Origin of the sequence: Photobacterium salinisoli (assembly GCF_003614885.1) — a bacterium.
Lineage (GTDB): Bacteria > Pseudomonadota > Gammaproteobacteria > Enterobacterales > Vibrionaceae > Photobacterium > Photobacterium salinisoli.
The window spans coordinates 702,661-723,149 of record NZ_QZMS01000007.1 but is presented as its reverse complement, the minus strand read 5'-3'; the positions used below and the strand labels follow the sequence as shown (position 1 = coordinate 723,149).

Annotated in this window: 24 protein-coding genes; 9 read left to right on the top strand and 15 right to left on the bottom strand. The window is 51.3% G+C overall.

What is annotated here, in order from left to right; all coding sequences use genetic code 11:
- Position 1: 1 nt before the first annotated feature.
- From flgK to flgB, 10 genes are read right to left on the bottom strand one after another with little or no spacing between them, the layout of a single operon-like run.
- A complete protein-coding gene (gene flgK / locus D6M16_RS03960; protein WP_120510667.1) occupies positions 2-1,375 on the bottom strand; it encodes a flagellar hook-associated protein FlgK in 1,374 nt (457 codons plus the stop codon).
- The gene (locus D6M16_RS03955; protein ID WP_120510666.1) at positions 1,375-1,896 is read right to left on the bottom strand and encodes a rod-binding protein; all 522 of its coding nucleotides are present in this window, start codon (positions 1,894-1,896) and stop codon (positions 1,375-1,377) included. Before D6M16_RS03955 ends, flgK begins: the two co-directional genes overlap by 1 nt.
- Before the next feature lie 9 nt (positions 1,897-1,905).
- The gene (locus tag D6M16_RS03950) at positions 1,906-2,997 is read right to left on the bottom strand and encodes a flagellar basal body P-ring protein FlgI (protein ID WP_046220787.1); all 1,092 of its coding nucleotides are present in this window, start codon (positions 2,995-2,997) and stop codon (positions 1,906-1,908) included.
- Positions 2,998-3,026: 29 nt separating this feature from the next.
- Positions 3,027-3,689, bottom strand: coding sequence for a flagellar basal body L-ring protein FlgH (flgH, locus tag D6M16_RS03945; protein ID WP_120510664.1), 663 nt, complete (start codon positions 3,687-3,689; stop codon positions 3,027-3,029).
- A 23-nt stretch (positions 3,690-3,712) separates the two neighbouring features.
- Positions 3,713-4,498 (bottom strand): flagellar basal-body rod protein FlgG, encoded by a 786-nt coding sequence (flgG, locus tag D6M16_RS03940; protein WP_120510663.1) that lies wholly within the window; start codon positions 4,496-4,498, stop codon positions 3,713-3,715.
- Positions 4,499-4,515: 17 nt separating this feature from the next.
- A complete protein-coding gene (gene flgF / locus D6M16_RS03935) occupies positions 4,516-5,247 on the bottom strand; it encodes a flagellar basal-body rod protein FlgF (RefSeq protein ID WP_046220750.1) in 732 nt (243 codons plus the stop codon).
- Between the two features lie 10 nt (positions 5,248-5,257).
- A complete protein-coding gene (gene flgE / locus D6M16_RS03930) occupies positions 5,258-6,445 on the bottom strand; it encodes a flagellar hook protein FlgE (protein WP_120510662.1) in 1,188 nt (395 codons plus the stop codon).
- Positions 6,446-6,471: 26 nt separating this feature from the next.
- On the bottom strand, positions 6,472-7,149 hold the full coding sequence (gene flgD, locus D6M16_RS03925) for a flagellar hook assembly protein FlgD (RefSeq protein WP_120510661.1): 678 nt from the start codon (positions 7,147-7,149) through the stop codon (positions 6,472-6,474).
- Complete coding sequence (flgC, locus tag D6M16_RS03920) at positions 7,146-7,583, bottom strand: flagellar basal body rod protein FlgC (RefSeq protein WP_120510660.1); 438 nt, start codon at positions 7,581-7,583, stop codon at positions 7,146-7,148. The genes flgD and flgC overlap by 4 nt, the downstream gene beginning before the upstream one ends.
- 5 nt (positions 7,584-7,588) lie before the next feature.
- Complete coding sequence (flgB, locus tag D6M16_RS03915; RefSeq protein WP_027252394.1) at positions 7,589-7,948, bottom strand: flagellar basal body rod protein FlgB; 360 nt, start codon at positions 7,946-7,948, stop codon at positions 7,589-7,591.
- Between the two features lie 187 nt (positions 7,949-8,135).
- On the opposite strand from flgB, the gene flgA reads away from it, so the two are divergent.
- From flgA to D6M16_RS03880, 7 genes are all read left to right on the top strand, one after another.
- Positions 8,136-8,825: a flagellar basal body P-ring formation chaperone FlgA gene (flgA, locus tag D6M16_RS03910; RefSeq protein ID WP_162940921.1), complete on the top strand. Its 690-nt coding sequence runs from the start codon at positions 8,136-8,138 to the stop codon at positions 8,823-8,825.
- Positions 8,826-8,905: 80 nt separating this feature from the next.
- The gene (gene flgM / locus D6M16_RS03905) at positions 8,906-9,187 is read left to right on the top strand and encodes a flagellar biosynthesis anti-sigma factor FlgM (RefSeq protein ID WP_120510658.1); all 282 of its coding nucleotides are present in this window, start codon (positions 8,906-8,908) and stop codon (positions 9,185-9,187) included.
- A gap of 8 nt (positions 9,188-9,195) precedes the next feature.
- Positions 9,196-9,627, top strand: coding sequence for a flagellar export chaperone FlgN (gene flgN / locus D6M16_RS03900; RefSeq protein WP_162940920.1), 432 nt, complete (start codon positions 9,196-9,198; stop codon positions 9,625-9,627).
- 1 nt (position 9,628) lies between these two features.
- Positions 9,629-10,402, top strand: coding sequence for a lytic transglycosylase domain-containing protein (locus tag D6M16_RS03895; RefSeq protein WP_120510656.1), 774 nt, complete (start codon positions 9,629-9,631; stop codon positions 10,400-10,402).
- 115 nt (positions 10,403-10,517) lie between these two features.
- A complete protein-coding gene (locus D6M16_RS03890) occupies positions 10,518-11,714 on the top strand; it encodes a transporter substrate-binding domain-containing protein (RefSeq protein ID WP_240435519.1) in 1,197 nt (398 codons plus the stop codon).
- Positions 11,715-11,930: 216 nt separating this feature from the next.
- A complete protein-coding gene (locus D6M16_RS03885) occupies positions 11,931-12,593 on the top strand; it encodes a Bax inhibitor-1/YccA family protein (protein WP_120510655.1) in 663 nt (220 codons plus the stop codon).
- A gap of 152 nt (positions 12,594-12,745) precedes the next feature.
- On the top strand, positions 12,746-13,075 hold the full coding sequence (locus D6M16_RS03880) for a TusE/DsrC/DsvC family sulfur relay protein (RefSeq protein WP_120510654.1): 330 nt from the start codon (positions 12,746-12,748) through the stop codon (positions 13,073-13,075).
- Between the two features lie 26 nt (positions 13,076-13,101).
- Here D6M16_RS03880 and yccX read toward each other — a convergent pair whose 3' ends face one another.
- On the bottom strand, positions 13,102-13,374 hold the full coding sequence (gene yccX, locus D6M16_RS03875; protein WP_120510653.1) for an acylphosphatase: 273 nt from the start codon (positions 13,372-13,374) through the stop codon (positions 13,102-13,104).
- 86 nt (positions 13,375-13,460) lie between these two features.
- Here yccX and D6M16_RS03870 point away from each other — a divergent pair, with 86 nt between their 5' ends.
- Positions 13,461-14,861: a methyl-accepting chemotaxis protein gene (locus tag D6M16_RS03870; RefSeq protein WP_120510652.1), complete on the top strand. Its 1,401-nt coding sequence runs from the start codon at positions 13,461-13,463 to the stop codon at positions 14,859-14,861.
- A gap of 314 nt (positions 14,862-15,175) precedes the next feature.
- A complete protein-coding gene (locus D6M16_RS03865) occupies positions 15,176-16,366 on the top strand; it encodes a class I SAM-dependent methyltransferase (RefSeq protein ID WP_120511857.1) in 1,191 nt (396 codons plus the stop codon).
- A gap of 300 nt (positions 16,367-16,666) precedes the next feature.
- Here D6M16_RS03865 and cyoE read toward each other — a convergent pair whose 3' ends face one another.
- From cyoE to cyoB, 4 genes are read right to left on the bottom strand one after another with little or no spacing between them, the layout of a single operon-like run.
- Positions 16,667-17,530 carry a heme o synthase gene (gene cyoE / locus D6M16_RS03860; protein ID WP_120510651.1) on the bottom strand — a complete coding sequence of 288 codons (864 nt, stop codon included), beginning with the start codon at positions 17,528-17,530 and terminating at the stop codon, positions 16,667-16,669.
- Positions 17,531-17,544: 14 nt separating this feature from the next.
- Positions 17,545-17,856, bottom strand: a complete 312-nt coding sequence (cyoD, locus tag D6M16_RS03855) for a cytochrome o ubiquinol oxidase subunit IV (RefSeq protein WP_120510650.1) — start codon at positions 17,854-17,856, stop codon at positions 17,545-17,547.
- Positions 17,856-18,461, bottom strand: a complete 606-nt coding sequence (cyoC, locus tag D6M16_RS03850; RefSeq protein ID WP_240435518.1) for a cytochrome o ubiquinol oxidase subunit III — start codon at positions 18,459-18,461, stop codon at positions 17,856-17,858. The genes cyoD and cyoC overlap by 1 nt, the downstream gene beginning before the upstream one ends.
- The gene (gene cyoB, locus D6M16_RS03845) at positions 18,451-20,481 is read right to left on the bottom strand and encodes a cytochrome o ubiquinol oxidase subunit I (protein ID WP_120510648.1); all 2,031 of its coding nucleotides are present in this window, start codon (positions 20,479-20,481) and stop codon (positions 18,451-18,453) included. The genes cyoC and cyoB overlap by 11 nt, the downstream gene beginning before the upstream one ends.
- Positions 20,482-20,489 lie beyond the last annotated feature (8 nt).

Here is a 20,489-nt window from a genome sequence, read left to right as displayed (position 1 = left end):
CTTAAAACAGAGCCAGTACAGTATCGAACAGGTTATTCGCCGTGCTGATCACCTTCATGTTTGCCTGATACGCATTGGCAAATATCATCAGATTGGCCGCTTCCTCATCGCTGTTCACTGAACTCAGGTTTTCTTTGACAGAGATCGCCTGTGCATTCAGATTCTCCGCCGCTTTCGCATCTGAGGTAACCTGACGTGCTTTGATTGCCGTCTCCCCTACCATGGCAGTAAAGGTATCGCTGATGGCGATATTGCCGTACCCGGTAATCGCAAAAGTCTGGTTGCTCAGAGCGACTAAGTCAGTCAGTACGTCACTGTTACCCGGAGTACCGTCTGAAGACAGCGCCAGCTCTTCTGGATTCAATCCTGTAATATTCAGGCTCGAAGACGGGCTGGCAGGGTCATAGGTAAACAATGGCTGGCCGGCATTGCCGTTCAGATCCTGCCCGGTGGCCAGGGTATTATTAAAGGCATCGGCGAACGCGACAGCCATTTCGTCCAGTGTCTGACGAAAAGGCAGCAAAGTGTCGACCTGATAATCCGTTATCGCGCCAAGCTCACCGCCAATATCGCCATTAATAGGAAAACGCTGGCCGGCAAAATCGATTTCCATGTCGGCCAGATAGGGATCAGACGGATCAGGAATGGCTTTGATCTGCGAAGCCTGATCACCCAGCACCAGCGGCTGACCGGATGCCAGAGTCACCTGCAAACTGCCATCCGGCTGCTTGTTGGTTTTGATGGACATCATCTCAGACAACTGTCCAATCAGAGCGTCACGTTCATCAAGCAACTGAGACGGGTTGCCGTTGGTTGAACTCATTTCAACAATGCGCTTGTTCACATCAGCAATATTGACCAGCAGGCTGTTACTCAGCTCTACCGCCGCCGTGCGCTGCTCACTCAGATCTTTATGCTGAGAATAATAGGACTCAGACAAGGTATTGAAACGGCGCGTCAGGGCGTCTGCTTCACTGATGATTTGCTGACGCAGCGGCGTAGACTCGGGTTTTACCGACGCATCATTCAGGGCGGCGTACAAGTTGTCCAGACCTTTGGCGATGTTAAAGCTGTCTGCCCCCATCACGTTTTCAAGCTGAGACATATTGCTGAGATAACGGGAAGAATACGACGCCTGGCTTTGGGTCGCCCAGGTTTGTCTCACCACAAACTCATCAGATATACGGCGAATGCTGGTGACTTCTACCCCGTTACCGGCACTTGTGCCCAGTGCGGAGCTGGGACCGATCGCAGCAAACTGCGCCTGCTGACGGCTGTAACCCGGGGTATTCACGTTCGCGACGTTTTGCGCGGTGACATCAAGGCCAGCACGGTTTGCATTCAAACCGGTTAATGCAATATTGATAATGCTCATTAAGATCCGTGCTCCATTTTCGCATCAATCCTGGTAATTAGCGGCTGCTGAAATGCCATATTGTTAATGGCAGTTACTCGTTGAGTAGCCGGAAGCTGTTCCTTATCAAGGGCGACCTGCCCACTGGCGGTGTTAAATTTGCCTGTCTCGGGTGCCAGTGCCGGGCTGTTGGCCGCCAGATTTTCACGGTTCAGTGTCGAATCGCTGCTGTCATGCGGGCTCAGTTGCTTCACCAGCATGTCGGCAATACCGGCACTTTGTCGCTTTGCCATGTCCATCGCCAGCTGGCCGTCATAGAAGTCGCGAAAGACACCCTGCTCTTTGCTTGAAAACGGGTTGTCTTCCGCCGCCAGTACATCGCTGCTGCTGCGCATCTGGCGCAGCACCATCTGCAGAAACATGGCTTCAAACTGACCCGCCACTTCATGCAGGGCCTGTTTTTTATCAGCCTGAAATTTCAGGTTATTCACTGCACTGTTATCGTGATACAGCATGGCGTTAGCCTGACCATCAATTTTCATTGCCACTCCTTAAATAACCACCAGCTCAGCATTCAGCGCACCCGCTTCATGCAGGGCCTGCAGAATTGACATCAGATCATCCGGCGTCGCACCCAGGCTGTTCACCGCATCGACAATCGTGCTCAGTTCAGTCCCTTCCGGCCAGATATACATAGGAGCTTCGTCCTGGTTGATATCGACCAGCGAGTTATTCACCACTTTGGTTTCACCGTCGGCGAAGGCATTTGGCTGACTGACGGACTGCATTTCACGAATGGTGACTGTCAGGCTGCCATGGCTGACAGCAGCAGCGCTGACCGTCACGTTTTTGCCAACGACCACTGTACCGGTACGTGAGTTGAACACGACTCTGGCCGGACGACGGCCTTCTTCAACAACCAGCTCTTCCAGCATCGACATAAAGGTCACGCGCTGTTGGGTATCCATTGGCGCCAGTACTTCGACTTTGGCCTTGTTGATAGCCGTTGCCACACCAGAGCCAAAGGTGTTGTTGACGGCACGGGCAATGTTCTTGGCGGTGGTAAAGCTAGGGGTACGCAGATTCAGCGTGATATTAGGCTTTTGGTTGAAATCTGTCGGGATTTCACGCTCCAGTGTGGCACCGTTGGGAATACGGCCTGTCGTTGGAGTGTTAATCGTCACTTTCGAGCCGCTCAGGCCTTCGGCACTGGCACCACCGACTATCACGTTACCCTGCGCCACGGCGTAGACTTCACCGTCGACACCACGCAACGGGGTCAGCAGCAAAGTACCGCCTCGCAGGCTTTTGGCATCCCCCAGGGATGACACAACAATGTTCACTGTCTGGCCTTTCCCTGCCATAGGATCAATAAAGGCGGTTACACTGACCGACGCCACGTTTTTCAGCTTAGGATCCGTTCCTTCACTGATCTGCACACCAAACTGACGCAACATATTGGTGACAGACTGGCTGGTAAATTTCACCTGGTTACGGTCACCCGTGCCATCAAGACCAACGACCAGACCATAGCCCACCAGCTGGTTACCACGGATGCCTTGCACATCCACTAAATCCATAATAGGCATAGCAATGGAGGCGTTGGCAGAGACAGAGTGAGCTCCCCAAAGCGCCACTGCCATAAACAGCAATAGGGTTTTGAACGATTTCATCAGAACGGCATCCATGGGCTAGTAAAGAATTGAGTCAGCCAGCCGGCTGAGTTGCTGTCAGCCAGTGCTCCGCGGCCGGAATACGTGATGCGGGCATCACCGATACGCTGCGAAGACACCTGATTGAGGCGGTTAATGTCATCCACGCGCACAATCCCTGACAGGCGGATAAATTCATCACCCTGATTGAGACGCAGCCATTTTTCCCCACGAATACGCAGTACGCCATTAGGTAGCACCGCGTTCACAGTCACGGTAATCGCCCCTTTCAGTTTGTTGCCCTGCGAGCTTTGCGATGAACCGTCAAAGCCGCGGCTGGCATCCACACTTGCCGATAAGTTATCTGCGGTGTAATTGCCAAATATCGGCGCACTGATGCCAACTTCAGAGTCTTTGGAAAACTGGGTATTGGCTTTTTTGCTCGACTGGGTTTCTTCATCCAGCACTATGGTGAGAATGTCACCTACCCGGTAAGCACGACGATCCTGAAACAAGGTCATCATGTAGTTATTGCGATAAAGACTGCCGTCAGACGCTTCCGGCAGAGAGTAATCCAGTACCGGTGGCGCGAAGGCTTCATCATCGGGTTCTGGTGCGGAGAATTCAGGGCGCATGGTGCACCCTGTCATTAACACCATGAGAAATGGAATCAGCCACTTCATAGGATTTCCTTTCGGTGTAAGCATTAAACTGACTGCGCGACAAACTTCAGCATGTCATCCGCAGCTGAGACGACTTTGGCGTTCATTTCGTACGCACGCTGCGTGGTGATCATATCGACCATTTCTTCCACCACCTGCACGTTAGAGCCTTCCAGTGCGCCCTGTTTGATGCTGCCCGCACCGTCTAGGCCCGGCACCAGTTCATCCGGCTGACCGCTGGCTTCTGTCTCGCGGTACAGGTTGCCGCCCAGCGCTTCCAGACCGGCCGGGTTAGCAAACTGCGCCAGGGTAATCTGACCCAGTTCCTGCGGCTGCGGATCACCGGCAACCTGTGCAGAGACTGTGCCGTCAACACCGATGCTAATGCGGGTAGCCGTATCCGGAATCTCAATTTGAGGGATCAGAGGCAAACCCTGAGTATTAACAATCAGGCCTTCCGAGTTGACATGAAACTGGCCGTTGCGGCTGTACATGACTTCACCGTCAGAGTTTTCAATCTGGAAAAAACCGCCACCCATGATGGCCATATCCAATTCCTGACTGGTGTTCTGCGAATTGCCCTGGGTAAACACTTTTTGTGTGCCGACGACGCGCACACCGCTACCCAACTGCACACCTGTCGGCAGTTCGTTAACCTGATCGACCGGCGCACCAGGCTGACGCTGAATGGTGTAGAAGAGGTCTTCAAAAACAACGCGGTCGCGCTTAAAACCTACTGTGTTAACGTTTGCCAGGTTGTTCGAGATGGCGGTCATCTTAGTGTCTTGCGCCGCCATGCCCGTTTTGCTGACCCATAATGCAGAATGCATGTGATCTCTCCTTCTTATTAGCCGTTACGCAACAGGCGGTTACCAGCCTGAGCGAGTTTTTCTGCGGTCTTCATCATCCGCACCTGCATTTCGAAATTACGCGTCAGCGACATCACGCTGACCAGTTCTTCAATCGCGGAAACGTTACTGCCTTCCAGGTGCTCAGGTGCCAGACGCACTGTGGCATCCGCGGCGAAATCATTACCGTTGCGAGCCTGAAACAAGCCATCATTCATTTTCTGAACATCGGCAATATTCGGATTGACCAGTTTTAACTGACCGACTTCCAGCTCTGCGCCACCACCCGGCGGAATCACAGTCACCATGCCGGTTTCACTGATTTCAATGCTCTGGTTAGGCGGAATAACGATTGGCTCGCCTTCTGCCATCACAGGAAAACCGTTGACTGTCAGATTGCCCTGCTGGTCAATTTTCAGGTTACCGGCCCGGGTGTATGACTCGCCGCCATCCGGACTCTGTACTGTCAGAAAACCTTCGCCATTGATGGCGATATCCAGTTTGCGGCCGGTTTTCACCATGTCACCGGCATCAAAACGGGTCGAGGCCGAGTTCGTCACCACCATAGTGCTGCCGTCAAAACCGCGCCCCTGAACGGCGTAACTTCTGGCTCTTTCCATGTCGGCACGAAAACCTGTGGTATCGGCATTCGACAGGTTGTTTGAGCGCACCTGCTGTGCGCTCAGTACCCGACTTGCTCCACTGGTTGCTGTGTATAACAAGCTATCCATCAACTAACCCTTAAATCGCGTTGAACAGCGCTTGAGTCAGCTGCTCTGTGGTCGAGATGGTTTTGGCGTTCGCCTGATAGTTACGCTGTGCTGTCATCAGGTTGACCAGTTCGCTGGTCAGGTCCACGTTAGAGCCTTCCAGTGCTCCCGGCGTCAGGCTGCCCAGAATACCGCTGCCAGGCTGACCGGTAATCGGTGCACCAGAGCCAAAGCTTTGCTGCCAGCCAGTGTTGCTGACTTTGACCAGGGCTTGTGGGTTAGCAAAATCGGCCAGCATGACCTGACCCTGAAGCAGAGACTGACCGTTGGTGTAAGTGGCGTATACCATGCCGTTGTCTTCCACACGCACGCCTGTCAGCTCACCTGATGAATAACCGTTAGGGTTGTTGGTGCTGGTGCCGAAATCGGCGCCGAACTGGGTGGTACCCAGCAGGTCGATATCCACACTCATAGGGTCAGCACCGGCAGGGTTAAAGGCAACATTGAAAGGGGCCGCAGGGGTTGCCAGCGTACCGTCGGTATTAAACGTGGCCGCTTGCGTGGTCGCTGGCGCAGCACCGTCAACAGACACATGAATATCCCAGGCATTGGCACCGGTTTTCACGAAATACTGGGTCATGGTGTGCGGATTACCCAGCGAGTCATACACCTTGGTCGTGTAAGAAGAGTTATACGTATCGTGATCAGCCATGTCGAATGGCGCAACCGCAGGTGTGTTCACGCGTGAGTCGAAGTTCGCCACAAAATCCACACGATCGGTGGCTTGTGCAGCCAGTGACGCGGTTTTAATTTGCAGATCGCCCACAGCGCCCGATTGCAGGTTGTTATTCGCGTCAACGGTATAACCTTGCAGCTTCATGCCAGTGTTACTGACGATGTAATTGTCTTTATCAGTGTTAAACACGCCAGAGCGGGTATAAACCACCTGGCCGCTGGTGTCTTTGGTGACGAAAAAGCCATTACCGCCAATAGCCAGATCCAATGAACGACCTGTGCCGCTCACAGAACCGTTTTTATCAAAATTCTGAGAGATGGCAGCCACTTCAACACCACCGGCCTGAATACCGTTGTAAACAGAAGAGAACTCAGTACGTGACTCTTTAAAGCCTGTGGTTGACACGTTTGCAATGTTGTTACTGATGGTATTCAGCTGTGTATTGGTGGCTCCCAGGCCACTCAGCGCGATATCAAAACTCATAATATCCTCGTTAATTTGTATGAAAATCAGCTGCCGAACTGGCTAATCTGGTAGAAAGGAACGCTGCCGACACCGGCAACATTGACCAGGGCTGAGCCCCCGTTACTTGGAACACGTACTTGTTCAACCTGACCGGCCAGCAGCACCTTAGGCTCGGTCTGGCCGGACTGAACTTCCACCGACACTGTGTAGTTTCCTTCAGGCAGCTCCAGCGCTTCCGGGTCAATGGTGAAATCCACATCGCCTGCGCCGTGTGCGCCCAGCGGTACTTTGGTCACACGGCCATAGTCATCTTCCAGCAGCAGGTTCACCTGATTAGACGCGTGCGCCAGTTCAATCTTGCCGCTCTGGGTACCTTCACCCAGGGTCATTTCATTAGTGCTGACATACACTGTCTGTCCCACTAAACCCGCCGTTGCCAGTACCTGCATGTTGTCCATCAAGACCATGCTGTTCTGCATCATCTTGGACATATTCTCGGTGCTCTGAACCTGAGAGAACTGCGCCAGCTGACCGACATATTCGGTGCCGTCCAGCGGGTTGAGCGGATCCTGATTCTGGATCTGAGCCACCATTAGGGTCAGGAACTCGTTCTGCAGCGCATCCGCACTGTTATCACTGGCACGGTTTGCCTGAACACCGGTATTGCCGCTTGTGGTTGTCGGGCTATCCCCGGATAAAGCGGTATATTGTGCTAAGCTCATCGGTTACCCTCCCCCAGACGCAGCAGGCCCTGCTGCATACTTTTCACATTGGCCAGCACTTCAACATTGGTCTCGTAACTGCGGGTGGCGGACATCATGTCTGCCATTTCGGCTACAACGTCGATGCCCGGATAGAAGACATAGCCTTCTTCGTTCGCCAGCGGGTTATTCGGTTCGAAACGCTTATCCACTTTGCCATCATGCTGAACCACGTCGACAATGCGCACTTCCGCATTCGGGTACACATCTTTGTCGGCAGATAATTGTGTCTGGCTGTACACAGTGGCAAACACAGGTTTCAGCGCTTTGTAAGCATCATTAGGATTGCTGGCTACTGCATCGGCATTGGCCAGGTTACTGGCTACCGTATTCAGACGGACGGTTTGCGCCGTCATTGCAGAACCAGCGATTGAGTAGATGTCCGTAAAAGCCATAGTAATTAACGACCCTCAATTGCTTTGGCCAGTCCGCTGAACTTCATGTTCATAAACGTCAGACTGGTTTGAAAATCCATGTTGTTCTGGGCAAACTTGGCTTGTTCCACGCCCAGTTCAACAGTGTTACCGGTTTTGCTGTTCTGGTACGGCACCCGGTATTTCGCGCTCACATCCAATTGCGGTGGGGGTGTATCCACCCGTGAGCTTGTGTTTTTCATCACGCTTTCAAACGCCAGGTCTCTGGCGAGATATCCAGGGGTATCGACATTTGCTAAGTTGCTTGCCAATACTTTGCTGCGCTGTACCCTGAAATTAAGCGCATCAGGATGGACACCCAGCGCATTTTCAAAACTGATCGCCATTGTTTTTCCTTTAAATCGGTCACGCTTGCACCATGACTACTAACAAGAAACATGCCAATATTTTATGTATTATTTTTCAATAAGTTACAAAGAGAAAGGGAAGCGGAACTTCCGCCCTTTCACACATAAGCGGAAATCAGGAAACAGGCAATCCGGCCACCTGCTCGCGCTGTGGGCAGCAGTATTAATGCTCCCTTCTGCCACTCTGGCCGACAGCGGCAACAAGCAGGATGAGTCCGAACTGGTGGCCTGGACTCAGACTCAGATAGAGCAGGAAATCGCCAGTTATGCGTCCAGACAACAATGGCCGGACTATCACACTGAGATCAGTATCAGTGTGCCGGCTTCGGTTGATCACCTCCCGGCCTGTGATACTGCGCTGTATATCAGCGCCGCCGATCAGCAGAGCCTGCCGGTGGGCTATCTGCGCCGTCAGATTGAATGCCAGTCCGGCCCCCAGCCATGGAAACTGAATATTACGGCGCAGGTCAGTATCCGGTTGCCGGTGATCGTCTCGACAACACACATCCGGCGGGATACCAAGCTGTCGGCGACTATGCTCACATCCCAAACCTTGACACTGAGCCGCAATGAAGCGTTTGCGACCCGCCCCGAACAGCTCATTGGTCAGCGAACCTTAAGGCGTATTCGCAGTGGCCAGATCATCAACCCATTGCAGCTCCAGCCGCTGTGGCTGGTCGAGGAAGGCGATGCTGTCGTCATAGTGGCCAGTAAAAATGGCCTGGAAGCCAGTATGAAAGGAGAAGCCTTACAAAATGGTGTTAAAGGTGAGCAGGTTTCTGTCCGCAATATCAGTTCAGGAAAGGTCATTCAGGCTTTAGTGGTCGAGCGTGGAAAAGTTGAAACTATTTTTTAATTTCCGCCCGGAAGCGGTCGCACTTCCTCTTTAGCAGATACTTAAATTCAAGCGGTAGAAAAAGCGAGCAGGATACATTCATGAAAATTGACAAAGTAATTAATTCTCAAGTGGCGTCGTCAACTCAGCGTCCGTCCAGCCCGGCACAAGTGGAAACCGCAGGTAAGTCAAAAGGCCTGGAGCCAGTGATCAGCGCCAGCAACCAGATCATTTCACAGGCGCAGGAAAAACTGGCCGACTTACCGGACATCGATATGGATAAAGTGAATGCGGTGAAGCAGGCACTGGCAAAAGGCGATCTCAAACTGGACATTGATACCCTGTCCAGCGCGATTCTGGAATTTCACACCGGACACGAATGAGGCCAGACATGAGCAAGCAGCAGATAGTGAAAGCACTGATTCAGGGGATCCGCCACGATCTTCAGGCTTACCAGCAACTCGGCCAACTGTTATTAAGGCAGCAAGCCAGTTATCTGCAATTTAACGGCACAACATTAACCGAACTGGTAAAAAAGCAGGAACACTTGCTTGCTCAGCTTCAGCACAGTGCCTCGCAACGCAGGCAGTTATTACAACAGCTCGGACTGTCTGCCGATAAACAAGGTATGACAATACTGATGAAAAAACTGCCGTCACCACTGAATGCTCAGGTTCGCCAAAGCTGGCAGCAACTGGAGAATCATATTCAGTCCTGCCAGAAAACCAATCAGGTAAACGGCAATCTGTCCGCCTCGTACGGTGAATTGCTGATGCAGATTAAGGGCGAACCTGCCTATGGTACGGCATTGATGCAGAGCTGATATGACGATTGCCCGCAAAACCGGCTCCTGCTTGTGGGTTGGTTTCTGTTGTTGGTTCACACTGATTATCCTGCCGGGTTTCGCATTAGCCAGCCCGGCATCGTCGTCTTTTTCTCTCAGTGCCGATGCCTTGCAGGCACAGGTCGAGAAGTTATTGCCCCACCGCCAGCTGATTGAGCAACACCTGCTGCGCAATAAAGAAACACTGCTTGATATTGAACAGGCTCTGCGTGACAAACAACTCCCTGCCAACCTGGCGTTACTGCCCATGATAGAATCCACCTTCAGAGTGGATGCCGTCTCATCAGCCAATGCAGCCGGTCTGTGGCAGCTGATCCCGGCCACTGCCGAACGATTCGGATTACAGGTACAAGCCGATAACGACGAACGCTTTGATATCAAAAAAAGCACTCAGGCCGCCGTCGCTTACCTGTCATTTCTGTACAACAAGTTCGATCAGGACCTTGCGCTGACACTGGCCGCTTACAATGCCGGCGAAGGCAGAGTCGGCCGAGCCATGAAAAAAGCCAACAGCCGCCAGTTCACTGCACTGACGTTACCGAAGGAAACCCGCGACTATGTGCACAAATTTCATGCACTGCTTTCAGTTGTGGATCTGGACGCAATGACCCGGCAGGTAAGCTCAAAAGATCCTCTTCTCCGGCTGACCGCCAGCCGCCCTGCCACCGATATGGAAACCCGGATACTGACTGATCTGTTTGCTAAACGAGAGGTGATTAACATGTCACCAGTCAAGCCACTGATACCTTTATAAATATTGATACTCGCACATCCGTCAACGATTCCTATACTGAAGATTGATATTTCTATTAATGAGCATTACCTGTCGGTTCTCACCAACAGGCCATGAAGAAGCAGAAGGACACGTTATGACGGACACGATTCAGGCTTGTCTGCTGGGGACCCTATGCCTGCTGATGATCTCAGGGTGCGATCGCAACAATGCACAAGACAAAGCGCTAATAAAAGCGCTGGAAAATAAAGTCGAGATGCTTGAACAGCAGATGGAAGAGCAGCCGGTTCAAAATGCCCTGAGTCAGGATTCGCAACGTGTTGAAGAGCTTGAACAAGAAGTCAATACGCTCAGGAACCGGCTGAGCAAACAAATTAGCTTTTCCCCGACCTTACAGCGTATAACAGAAAAAGGTTACCTCGAATGCGGAGTCAGTACCGGGCTCCCCGGCTTTTCCATGCCCAATCAGCAAGGCGAATGGTTTGGCCTGGATGTGGAGTTCTGTCAGGCAGTCGCTGCTGCAACCTTGGGTGATAAAAGCAAAGTAAAATTTATCCCTCTCAATGCCAGGGAGCGCTTTACGGCGCTGCAGAAAGGTGACATAGACATACTCTCGCGCAATACCACCTGGACCTTACAGCGCGACACAGCGCTCGAACTGCATTTTGCCGGCATCCTGTATTTCGATGGCCAGGGCTTCATGGTGAAAAAATCCCTCAATGCCAATCGAGCGGAAGATTTGGCTGGTGCAACCATTTGCGTTCAGTCCGGGACCACCACCGAACTGAACCTTGAAGACTACTTCAAACTCAATAACCTGATATACACGCTAGTGCCGTTTGATACCGCTCAGGAAACTATTATGGGTTTTGAAGAGGGCCGATGCGATGTACTGACTGCGGATCAATCCGGACTTTACGGTTTAAGGCTGAATCTCAAAAATGCCGAAGACGCGATTATTTTACCGGACATCATTTCCAAAGAGCCGCTGGGGCCTGTGGTCCGCCAGGGAGACGATCAGTGGTACAACATAGTGAAATGGACGCTCAATGCCATGATCAATGCCGAGGAGTTGGGGATCAACTCGCAAAATATCGACGAGATGAAAAGCAGTAATATTCCTGAAGTACGCCGGTTTCTTGGCTTAGACGGCCCACAGGGAAAAAGCCTGGGCCTGAAACCAGACTGGGCTTATCAAATTATCAAGCAAGTGGGTAATTACGGCGAAAGCTTTGATCGTACAGTCGGTATCCAGTCTCCGCTTCATATTCAGCGGGCACAAAACAGTCTCTGGACGCAGGGAGGTTTGCATTATGCACCTCCGATACGCTAGTCTTGCCTGAACCAGACGGGTCAAACCGTCAGATTTACACACTGTTACATCTTTGATCATAGGTATTGGCACTGTCTCCAGTATATTTAAGCCAATAGTTACAACGATTTTTTCAATTTCGGTTCAAAGTTTCAATTAGTTACTATTGAAACTTGCCGGCGTTGCCGCCATATATGGCATAGTAGATTTTAACACTAACCCTAAGGGGAAGCATTTATGAACGATCGTATTGTCCGTAGTAATGGCTACGAAGGCGTACTGTCAACTAACAAGGTTCTGCGTAACACTTATTTCCTGCTATCCCTGACCTTACTGTGGTCAGCCGTGGTAGCCGGTGTTTCTATGGCAATGAACCTGCCGCATCCTGGAATCATCATCACCCTGGTTGGCTTTTACGGTTTACTGTTCCTGACAGAAAAGAACCGTGACAGCGGTCTGGGCCTGGTCTTTACCTTCCTGCTCACTGGTTTCATGGGTTATACCCTTGGCCCAATCCTGAACATGTACATTGGCGCAGGTATGGGACACGTGATCATGCCGGCACTGGGCGGTACTGCACTGACCTTCATGGCGTGTTCAGCTTATGCACTGACCACTAAGCGCGATCTGTCATTCCTGAGCGGCATGCTGCTGGCTGGCTTTATTGCTATCGTGGTTGCTGTGATTGCAAACATCTTCCTGCAAATGCCAATGCTGTCTCTAGTGATCAGCGGAATGTTTGTGCTTTTCTCTTCTGCGGCAATCCTGCTGACTACTCAGTCGATTGTTCGCGGCGGTGAGACAAACTATATCTCTGCAACCGTGACGCTGTATGTGTCTATTTACAACCTGTTCCTGAGCCTGCTGCAAATTCTGGGCATCATGGGCAGCGACGATTGATCTCGTCAATCACTTACAATGCTCAAAGCGCCCTCCGGGGCGCTTTTTGTTTTTCTGTGGTACGGACATGACCAACAGCCAACAGTGCAGAACACTTGCGAAGGACGAGCGATATCACTATCCTTGCCGGGTTAATAACTGCGAGACCGACCATGCTTGAATTTGACGGAAATGTCATCGACACCGACGCCCAGGGATATTTGAAAAATGTCTGCGACTGGACACCCGCAATGGTGCCCCTTCTGGCGCAAGATGAAGGCGTTGAGCTTACTGATGCCCACTGGGAAGTGATCACTTTTGTTCGTGAATTCTATCTGGAATTTAATACCTCACCGGCTATCCGCATGCTGGTGAAGGCAATGGCAAAAAAATACGGTGAAGAAAAAGGCAGTTCCAAGTATCTGTTCAAACTCTTTCCCAAAGGGCCGGCTAAACAAGCCACCAAACTGGCTGGTTTACCTAAACCGGCAAAATGCTTGTGATCCTATAGCCGGGGCAGCGGCTTCGGCTAAATAATTTCAAATCCGTCAATCGCACGCCATTCAAGATCATCCCGGCTTAAACTGTCCACCCGGGATGTGCGGGGACCGCTGGCCAGCCAGTCTACCAATTGTTCGACTTTTTCGGCTTTACCACACGCCAATACTTCGACGCTACCGTCGGGTAAATTTTTCGCGTAACCGCTCACACCGATTTTCAACCCTTCATGCGCTGTATGAAAACGAAACCCCACCCCCTGAACATGGCCAGTAACCCTGACCAAGACGCAAATTTGTGACATATATCACCTCAAGATTAGTCCTATTTAAAAGATAAAATATTAGTATTCACTTACGCCACACCACTCCTCTTATTCAGGATGATAAAATGAAAGAAGTTGCATTTCGATGGATTGATAAATACCTCATTCACCTCAGGCTGCAGGAAAAATTCTACCTCCTGTTCTTGTTGCCGCTTATCGGAATGATCACTGTAAGTGCAATTTTAGCTGATGCTGGGGAAAAGCAGTATCAATCACTTATCGCACAAAAATTACAGACTTCGGCACACTTACTGGCAGAACTGAAAGTGTCGCAGGCTGATGCCGCTCAATTATTGAGTGGTACCCATCTCACAGTTGGACGTGGGAGCGATGCGGTATCTGTGGCGGGAATGAATTACAGCTTGGTGTCTACTGAATCATCTAACCTGTTTGACTACCTCACAGGGTTTCAGATTGGATTGGGTGTCTTGGTGGTATTACTGGCCTGCGCCATGGTGTATTACATTATGACCTTTATTGGTGGTGCAATGTTCACCACTCACAAAGCCCTGTCGACGCTGGCTGATGGCGACCTGACACAACGCCTGAACTTTTTTGAAGTCCGGGATGAATTCAGCACCATTGCCATCACTATCGACAAAGTCGCCGAGCGCGAACAGCAACTGGTGCTAGCCACTCAGGAAGCAACCGCACTCATGCAGCAAATCAGCAGCGAGCTTCGTCAACGCTCAATGCAAACTGAACATCTCTCAGCCGACCAGCAAGCACATCTGGACTCGCTGGCGAGTGCCACAGAAGAGATGGCCTCCTCAATCCGCGAAGTGGCCGCCCATGCCCACGACACCTCAACGCAGACTCGTGAAGCCCAGGATGTGACTGAGCAGGGCCGCATCCAGGTCAGTAATACGAAGCACGCCATTAATCAGCTGACTCGCGAAATTCACCAGGCTGCAGAAGCGGTCAATGCACTCGACAGCAATGCCGCAAAAATTGATGCTGTGGTCACTACAATCAATGCCATTTCAGAGCAAACTAACCTGCTGGCTTTGAACGCCGCCATTGAAGCAGCCCGCGCTGGCGAGCAGGGACGCGGTTTTGCCGTGGTCGCGGACGAAGTACGTACGCTGGCGGGCCGGACACAAACGGCGACGGTCGAGATTCAGCAGATGATTGAGTCGCTGCAAAAAAACAGCCAGACCCTGATGGCCGTGATGCAGAGCACAGTCACCAACGCTGGTGAGAGTGAAGCCCTGATGGGCTCGGTTGATCAGCAAATCACCCAGATATCGGAGCGCAATCAGCATATCTCAGATCGCAGCACAGAAATTGCGGCTGCCGCTGAGCAGCAAGGTTCGGTCGCGGACGGGATTGCCAGCAGCGTCGAGCAAGTGCGGGAGCAATCGCGCCAGGTCAAGCAGGTCATTGCTCACACAGCCAGTGATATTGAGCGCCTGAATCAACAGGCACAACAACTGGAAATTCTGATGAATGGCGTGAAAGCCTGATACCTGGCTGTCTGAAATTGCTTCTTCGTTCCTCCCCTAGGGGGAGAGAAATAAAGGCCTTTTAGTTCCTCCCCCTTTTCAAGGGGGAGGCTAGGAGGGGGTTATCTGGCTACCCCGACGATTTCAACACTAACCGCAATCGCTGTATCAACCCCACCCTAACCTCCCCTTCATAAGGGGAGGGAAATTTCTTCTTTGCTTACCCTTTTGCCCGGGGGAACTTCAGTATCACTGAAATGCCCGGACTTCCGGTTGATTTTCCTCACACTGAACAAGATAATACTCCTCCATTCTTTACAGCTTCTGGTCCTAACATGACAGCTTCTATCTATTTGGTGAAAGGTCGCGATAAATCACTGCGCCGCCGCCATCCCTGGGTTTTTTCACGTGGTATTCAACGTGTCGAAGGAAAACCGGAACTGGGCGACACCGTTGATGTATTTGATCACAAAGGTGAATGGCTCGCCCGTGGTGCCTATTCTCCTCAGTCTCAGATCCGTGTCCGTGTCTGGTCCTTTGAGCAAAACGATACCATTGATACCGCGTTCTTTATCAAACGTCTGAACGCCGCTCAGGGGTTGCGGGACATTCTGGCTGAGCGTGACGGACTGACAGGTTACCGTTTGATCGCTGCTGAGTCTGACGGGCTGCCGGGCATTACTATCGACCGTTACCAGGATTTCCTGGTATGTCAGCTGCTCAGTGCTGGCGCAGAAGCACAGAAAGACAATTTGATTGAAGCACTCAAAACCTGCTACCCGGAATGCAGCATCTACGAGCGCTCTGATGTCTCTGTACGTAAAAAAGAAGGCCTGAAGCCTCGCACCGGTGTTTTGCATGGCGAGACTCCGCCACCGGTTGTCACTATCGAAGAAAACGGCATCAAGATTCACGTTGATATCGTTGGCGGCCACAAAACCGGCTTCTATCTGGATCAGCGTGACAGCCGCCAGGCTGCCATCAAGTATGTCAAAGGCAAACGGGTTCTGAACTGTTTCTGCTATACCGGTGGTTTCGGTTTGTATGCGCTCAAAGGCGGTGCCGACAAAGTCATCAACGTTGACGTTTCTCAGCCTGCGCTGGATACGGCACGTCAAAATGCTGAAATCAACGGTCTGCCAGTCGATAACGCAGAATTCGTCAATGCCGATGTGTTTAAACTGCTGCGCGAGTACCGGGAGCGTGGAGAGTTGTTTGATGTGGTGATCATGGACCCGCCAAAGTTTGCTGAATCCAAAGCACAACTGGTTGGCGCCTGCCGGGGTTACAAAGACATTAATATGCTGGCGATGCAGATCCTGAAACCAGGCGGCACACTGCTGACCTATTCCTGTTCTGGTCTGATGGACAGCAACCTGTTCCAGAAAATTGTCGCCGATGCAGCACTGGATGCGAAACGTGAAGTACAGTTTATTGAGCGTTTCAGCCAGGCGGCTGATCACCCACTCGACTCTGCGTATCCGGAAGGTTTCTACCTGAAAGGTTTTGCCTGCTACGTGAAGTAACAGTTTTCGTCATCAATCAATACCCAAACGACTTGGATTCGCAGCTAGGCGGCAAGCAAAAAAATCCCCAATCACATAGGTAAACTATGTGATTGGACCGGGCTGGCGTTCCAGTCAATACACGCAACCAACACAGCTGCGACTTCAAGCAAAGTGGGTATTCGGCAAAAAAAAAGGTTTTTCTCTGACTCGATGGAGATAGTATCGAGGCAGGAAAAACCCAAACCGAAACAAAAGTAGCTAATTAAGTTGTTAGCCAAGAGAGTGTTGAATCGGTAAATTGTGATTAACCGCCTGCCGTCATATTAACGGAATCAATTCCAGGCCCAGCACGCAGCTGATTCCGGTTACCACAAACAGTGATGTCTTAAATACGGATTTTGACCACTGTACATAGGTGTCCTCGCTCAGAGGACGGAAAGTGACGATGCACCACCACAGGCACACCCCTGACGTCACTAGCAAATATTCATAACCGCTGAAACCCAAGCCAAACATCGCCAACGCCACAACAGTAAACGCAGCCACATACGCCATCATATGACGGCGGGCTTTGTGAATACCTTCAACCACAGGTAACACAGGTATCCCGGCATTTTTGTAATCCTGCATGCGGAACATGGCAATCGCGTAAGAATGCGGCATTTGCCACAGGCAGAACATCGCAAACAGCAGCATAGCTTCCAGGCTGATGTAGTTAGTCACCGCCAGATAGCCCACCAAAGGCGGAACAGCACCTGACACACTTCCCACCAAGGTGCCGTACACCGAAGTACGCTTGTACCACATGGTGTAAAAAAAGACGTAAAAAACAAAACCAAGCAGCACAACCACCGCTGAAAGCGGGTTGGCCTTCTGATACAGCACAGCTGTACCTGACAGCAGCAGCAACACCGCGTACACAAAGGCAGCGTCTGCATTGATTGCCCCTTTTGCCAGTAAGCGGCTTTGGGTTCGGGACATCATCTGGTCGATATCCCGGTCAAAAATGTTGTTGATCACGCAACCGGAAGCGATCACAAGAGCAACACCCAGCAATGTGTAGATAAGGAGGGGCCCGTTCAGCCCCTCCGTCTTAGCGGCCAGAAAATATCCGGCCAGCACAGAGATGAGGTTACCGATGATGATCCCAGGTTTGGTAATGGAAATGTATCCTTTGATCATTATCGTCATCCGAATTACAACAGCATGTTTTCGTGCAGATTCACCATGATCCAGACTGAACCAGCAATCAGAATCAGGACGATAACCGCCGTAAACACAAAGGACATTGAGTTCCACATGCCTTTCTCAGAGCGATCCAGGTGCAGGAAATACACCAGATGCACCACCAGCTGAACCACAGCACACGCCACCAGAATCATAACGGTGGTCGTCGTTGGCAGACTTTTGGTCGCCGCAAAGTAGAAAGGAATAATAGTCAGGATTAATGACGCAATGAATCCTTTAATGTAATCACCGTAACCGGTTTGATGCGGTTGATTTGCCATTACAATACTCCCAACAGGTACACGATGGTAAACACACAGATCCACACGATATCCAGGAAGTGCCAGAACAGGCTCAGACACTGGAAACGGGTTTCCATCATCTCGTTCAGGCCTTTGGTATTGAGCTGAATCATGCACACCACCATCCAGATCAGACCGGCAGTGACGTGCAGGCCGTGAGTGGCCACCAAAGTAAAGAAAGAGGACAGGAACGCGCTGCGATCCGGGCCGAAGCCTTCTGCGATCAGGTGGTGGAACTCATACACTTCCATCGCCACGAAGCCAAAGCCCAGCAGGAAGGTCACGTACATCCAACGCTTCAGACCACCAATATCTTTGCGTTTCATCGCAATCATACCGAAGCCAAAAGTGATACTACTAAACAGCAGCATCATAGTTTCGGTAAACACAAACGGCAGTTCGAAGATATCTTTTCCACTCGGGCCGCCTGCCGTATTGGTAAACAATACGGCGTAAGTAGCAAACAGCGTCGCGAACAGAATGCAGTCGCTCATCAGGTAAATCCAGAAGCCCAACAGCTTGGTTTCACCTATGTCGTGATGGTGTTCGTCGTGCTCGTGATGATCGATAGCATTAGTTTGCATATTCGACCTCCATCTCATCTTCGTCGTCGTTATGGGTGGCAGGTTTGGTCGTTGCGCCTGCAACACGGGCTTTATGCGCTTCTTCGATCGCTTTCACTTCTTCAACCGTCACGTAGTAATCCACGTCTTCGTTAAAGCTGTGCTTGATCCAAGTGCCGATCATGCCAACCACACCGATAGCAACCAGCCACCAGATGTACCAGATCAGGCCAAAGCCAAACACCAGGGCATACGCAGAAATAATCACACCGGCGCCGGTATTTTTCGGCATGTGAATGGGCTGATAATCGCTCGACTGGTTGGTTTCATCACGTTCCTTCTGATACCAGTGCGCATCCAGTTCATTACCTTCAGGCAAATGGGCAAAGTTATAGAACGGCGGTGGCGATGAGGTCGCCCACTCCAGCGTACGACCATCCCAAGGATCGCCGGTCACATCACGCAATGCCTCACGGTTACGGAAGGTCACGTACAGCTGCATAATCTGACACAGGATACCGCACAGGATCAGCACTGCACCGAAGGCGGCAATCGCCAGCATCGGGAAGTACTGGGGTTCAATGTGCTGGCTCAGACGACGAGTCATACCCATGAAGCCCAGGATATAGAGCGGCATGAAGGCTACGAAGAAACCGGTAATCCAGAACCAGAAGGCACGTTTACCCCATTTTTCATCCAGCATGTAGCCCGTTGCTTTCGGGAACCAGTACGCAAAGCCGGCAAAGCAGCCAAATACTACACCGCCGATAATCACGTTATGGAAGTGTGCAATCAGGAACAGGCTGTTGTGCAGGACAAAGTTCGCCGCCGGCACCGCCAGCAGCACCCCTGTCATGCCACCAATGGTGAAGGTGATCATAAAGCCGACAGTCCACAGCATAGGTGTGGTGAACTTGATGCGGCCACGGTACATAGTGAACAGCCAGTTGAAGATCTTCACACCGGTTGGTATGGAGATAACCATAGTGGCGATACCAAAGAAGGCGTTCACGTTTGCGCCGGCACCCATAGTGAAGAAATGGTGCAGCCATACCACGAAGGCCAGGATGGTGATCACAACCGTCGCCCACACCAGAGAGGTGTAGCCAAACAGTTTCTTACGCGAGAAAGTGGCAACCACTTCTGAGAACACTCCGAATACCGGCAGCACCAGAATGTACACTTCAGGGTGACCCCAGGCCCAAATCAGGTTGACGTACATCATCATGTCGCCACCCATATCATTGGTGAAGAAGTGTGTCCCCAGATAACGGTCCAGCGTCAGCAGTGCAATTGTCACTGTCAGAATCGGGAACGAAATGATGATCAGTACGTTGGCACACAGTGAAGCCCAGGTGAAAACAGGCATTTTCATCAGCGGCATAGACGGTGTACGCAGGCGCATGATCGTCGTAAAGAAGTTAACGCCCGATAACGTGGTGCCGATACCGGATATCTGCAGTGCCCATATCCAGTAGTCTACCCCTACCCCGGGACTGTATTCCTTGCCCGACAGCGGCGGATAAGCCAGCCAGCCGGTTTGTGCGAATTCACCGACAAACAAAGACAGGTTGATCAGTACCACACCGACCACGAACAACCAGAAGCTCAGGGAGTTCAGGAACGGGAAAGCAACGTCACGTGCACCGATCTGCAACGGAATAACGATGTTCATCAAACCAATGATGAAAGGCATCGCCATGAAGAAAATCATGATTACGCCGTGCGCAGAGAAAATCTGATCGTAGTGATGTGGTGGCAGATAGCCGGTTTCACCCGCCGCAGACAGCACTTGCTGACTACGCATCATGATCGCATCGGCAAAACCGCGCATCATCATGACAAAAGCGACGATGATATACATCACACCGATTTTTTTGTGATCGACAGTAGTGAACCACTCTGTCCAGAGGTAACGCCATTTACCCAGGTAGGTAATACCGCCTACCAGAGCAGCGCCGCCCAGCATTATGATCGCCATTGTTACCATGAGAATTGGCTCATGGAACGGTATAGCGTCCAGTGTTAATCGTCCAAACATAATATGTC

Bases quoted from the DNA above. Each gene is read 5' to 3' on its own strand.
- flgK (WP_120510667.1), bottom strand. From the start codon at position 1,375: ATGAGCATTATCAATATTGCATTAACCGGTTTGAATGCAAACCGTGCT.
- D6M16_RS03955 (WP_120510666.1), bottom strand. From the start codon at position 1,896: ATGAAAATTGATGGTCAGGCTAACGCCATGCTGTATCACGATAACAGT.
- D6M16_RS03950 (WP_046220787.1), bottom strand. From the start codon at position 2,997: ATGGCAGTGGCGCTTTGGGGAGCTCACTCTGTCTCTGCCAACGCCTCC.
- flgH (WP_120510664.1), bottom strand. From the start codon at position 3,689: ATGAAGTGGCTGATTCCATTTCTCATGGTGTTAATGACAGGGTGCACC.
- flgG (WP_120510663.1), bottom strand. From the start codon at position 4,498: ATGCATTCTGCATTATGGGTCAGCAAAACGGGCATGGCGGCGCAAGAC.
- flgF (WP_046220750.1), bottom strand. From the start codon at position 5,247: ATGGATAGCTTGTTATACACAGCAACCAGTGGAGCAAGTCGGGTACTG.
- flgE (WP_120510662.1), bottom strand. From the start codon at position 6,445: ATGAGTTTTGATATCGCGCTGAGTGGCCTGGGAGCCACCAATACACAG.
- flgD (WP_120510661.1), bottom strand. From the start codon at position 7,149: ATGAGCTTAGCACAATATACCGCTTTATCCGGGGATAGCCCGACAACC.
- flgC (WP_120510660.1), bottom strand. From the start codon at position 7,583: ATGGCTTTTACGGACATCTACTCAATCGCTGGTTCTGCAATGACGGCG.
- flgB (WP_027252394.1), bottom strand. From the start codon at position 7,948: ATGGCGATCAGTTTTGAAAATGCGCTGGGTGTCCATCCTGATGCGCTT.
- flgA (WP_162940921.1), top strand. From the start codon at position 8,136: ATGCTCCCTTCTGCCACTCTGGCCGACAGCGGCAACAAGCAGGATGAG.
- flgM (WP_120510658.1), top strand. From the start codon at position 8,906: ATGAAAATTGACAAAGTAATTAATTCTCAAGTGGCGTCGTCAACTCAG.
- flgN (WP_162940920.1), top strand. From the start codon at position 9,196: ATGAGCAAGCAGCAGATAGTGAAAGCACTGATTCAGGGGATCCGCCAC.
- D6M16_RS03895 (WP_120510656.1), top strand. From the start codon at position 9,629: ATGACGATTGCCCGCAAAACCGGCTCCTGCTTGTGGGTTGGTTTCTGT.
- D6M16_RS03890 (WP_240435519.1), top strand. From the start codon at position 10,518: ATGACGGACACGATTCAGGCTTGTCTGCTGGGGACCCTATGCCTGCTG.
- D6M16_RS03885 (WP_120510655.1), top strand. From the start codon at position 11,931: ATGAACGATCGTATTGTCCGTAGTAATGGCTACGAAGGCGTACTGTCA.
- D6M16_RS03880 (WP_120510654.1), top strand. From the start codon at position 12,746: ATGCTTGAATTTGACGGAAATGTCATCGACACCGACGCCCAGGGATAT.
- yccX (WP_120510653.1), bottom strand. From the start codon at position 13,374: ATGTCACAAATTTGCGTCTTGGTCAGGGTTACTGGCCATGTTCAGGGG.
- D6M16_RS03870 (WP_120510652.1), top strand. From the start codon at position 13,461: ATGAAAGAAGTTGCATTTCGATGGATTGATAAATACCTCATTCACCTC.
- D6M16_RS03865 (WP_120511857.1), top strand. From the start codon at position 15,176: ATGACAGCTTCTATCTATTTGGTGAAAGGTCGCGATAAATCACTGCGC.
- cyoE (WP_120510651.1), bottom strand. From the start codon at position 17,530: ATGATCAAAGGATACATTTCCATTACCAAACCTGGGATCATCATCGGT.
- cyoD (WP_120510650.1), bottom strand. From the start codon at position 17,856: ATGGCAAATCAACCGCATCAAACCGGTTACGGTGATTACATTAAAGGA.
- cyoC (WP_240435518.1), bottom strand. From the start codon at position 18,461: ATGCAAACTAATGCTATCGATCATCACGAGCACGACGAACACCATCAC.
- cyoB (WP_120510648.1), bottom strand. From the start codon at position 20,481: ATGTTTGGACGATTAACACTGGACGCTATACCGTTCCATGAGCCAATT.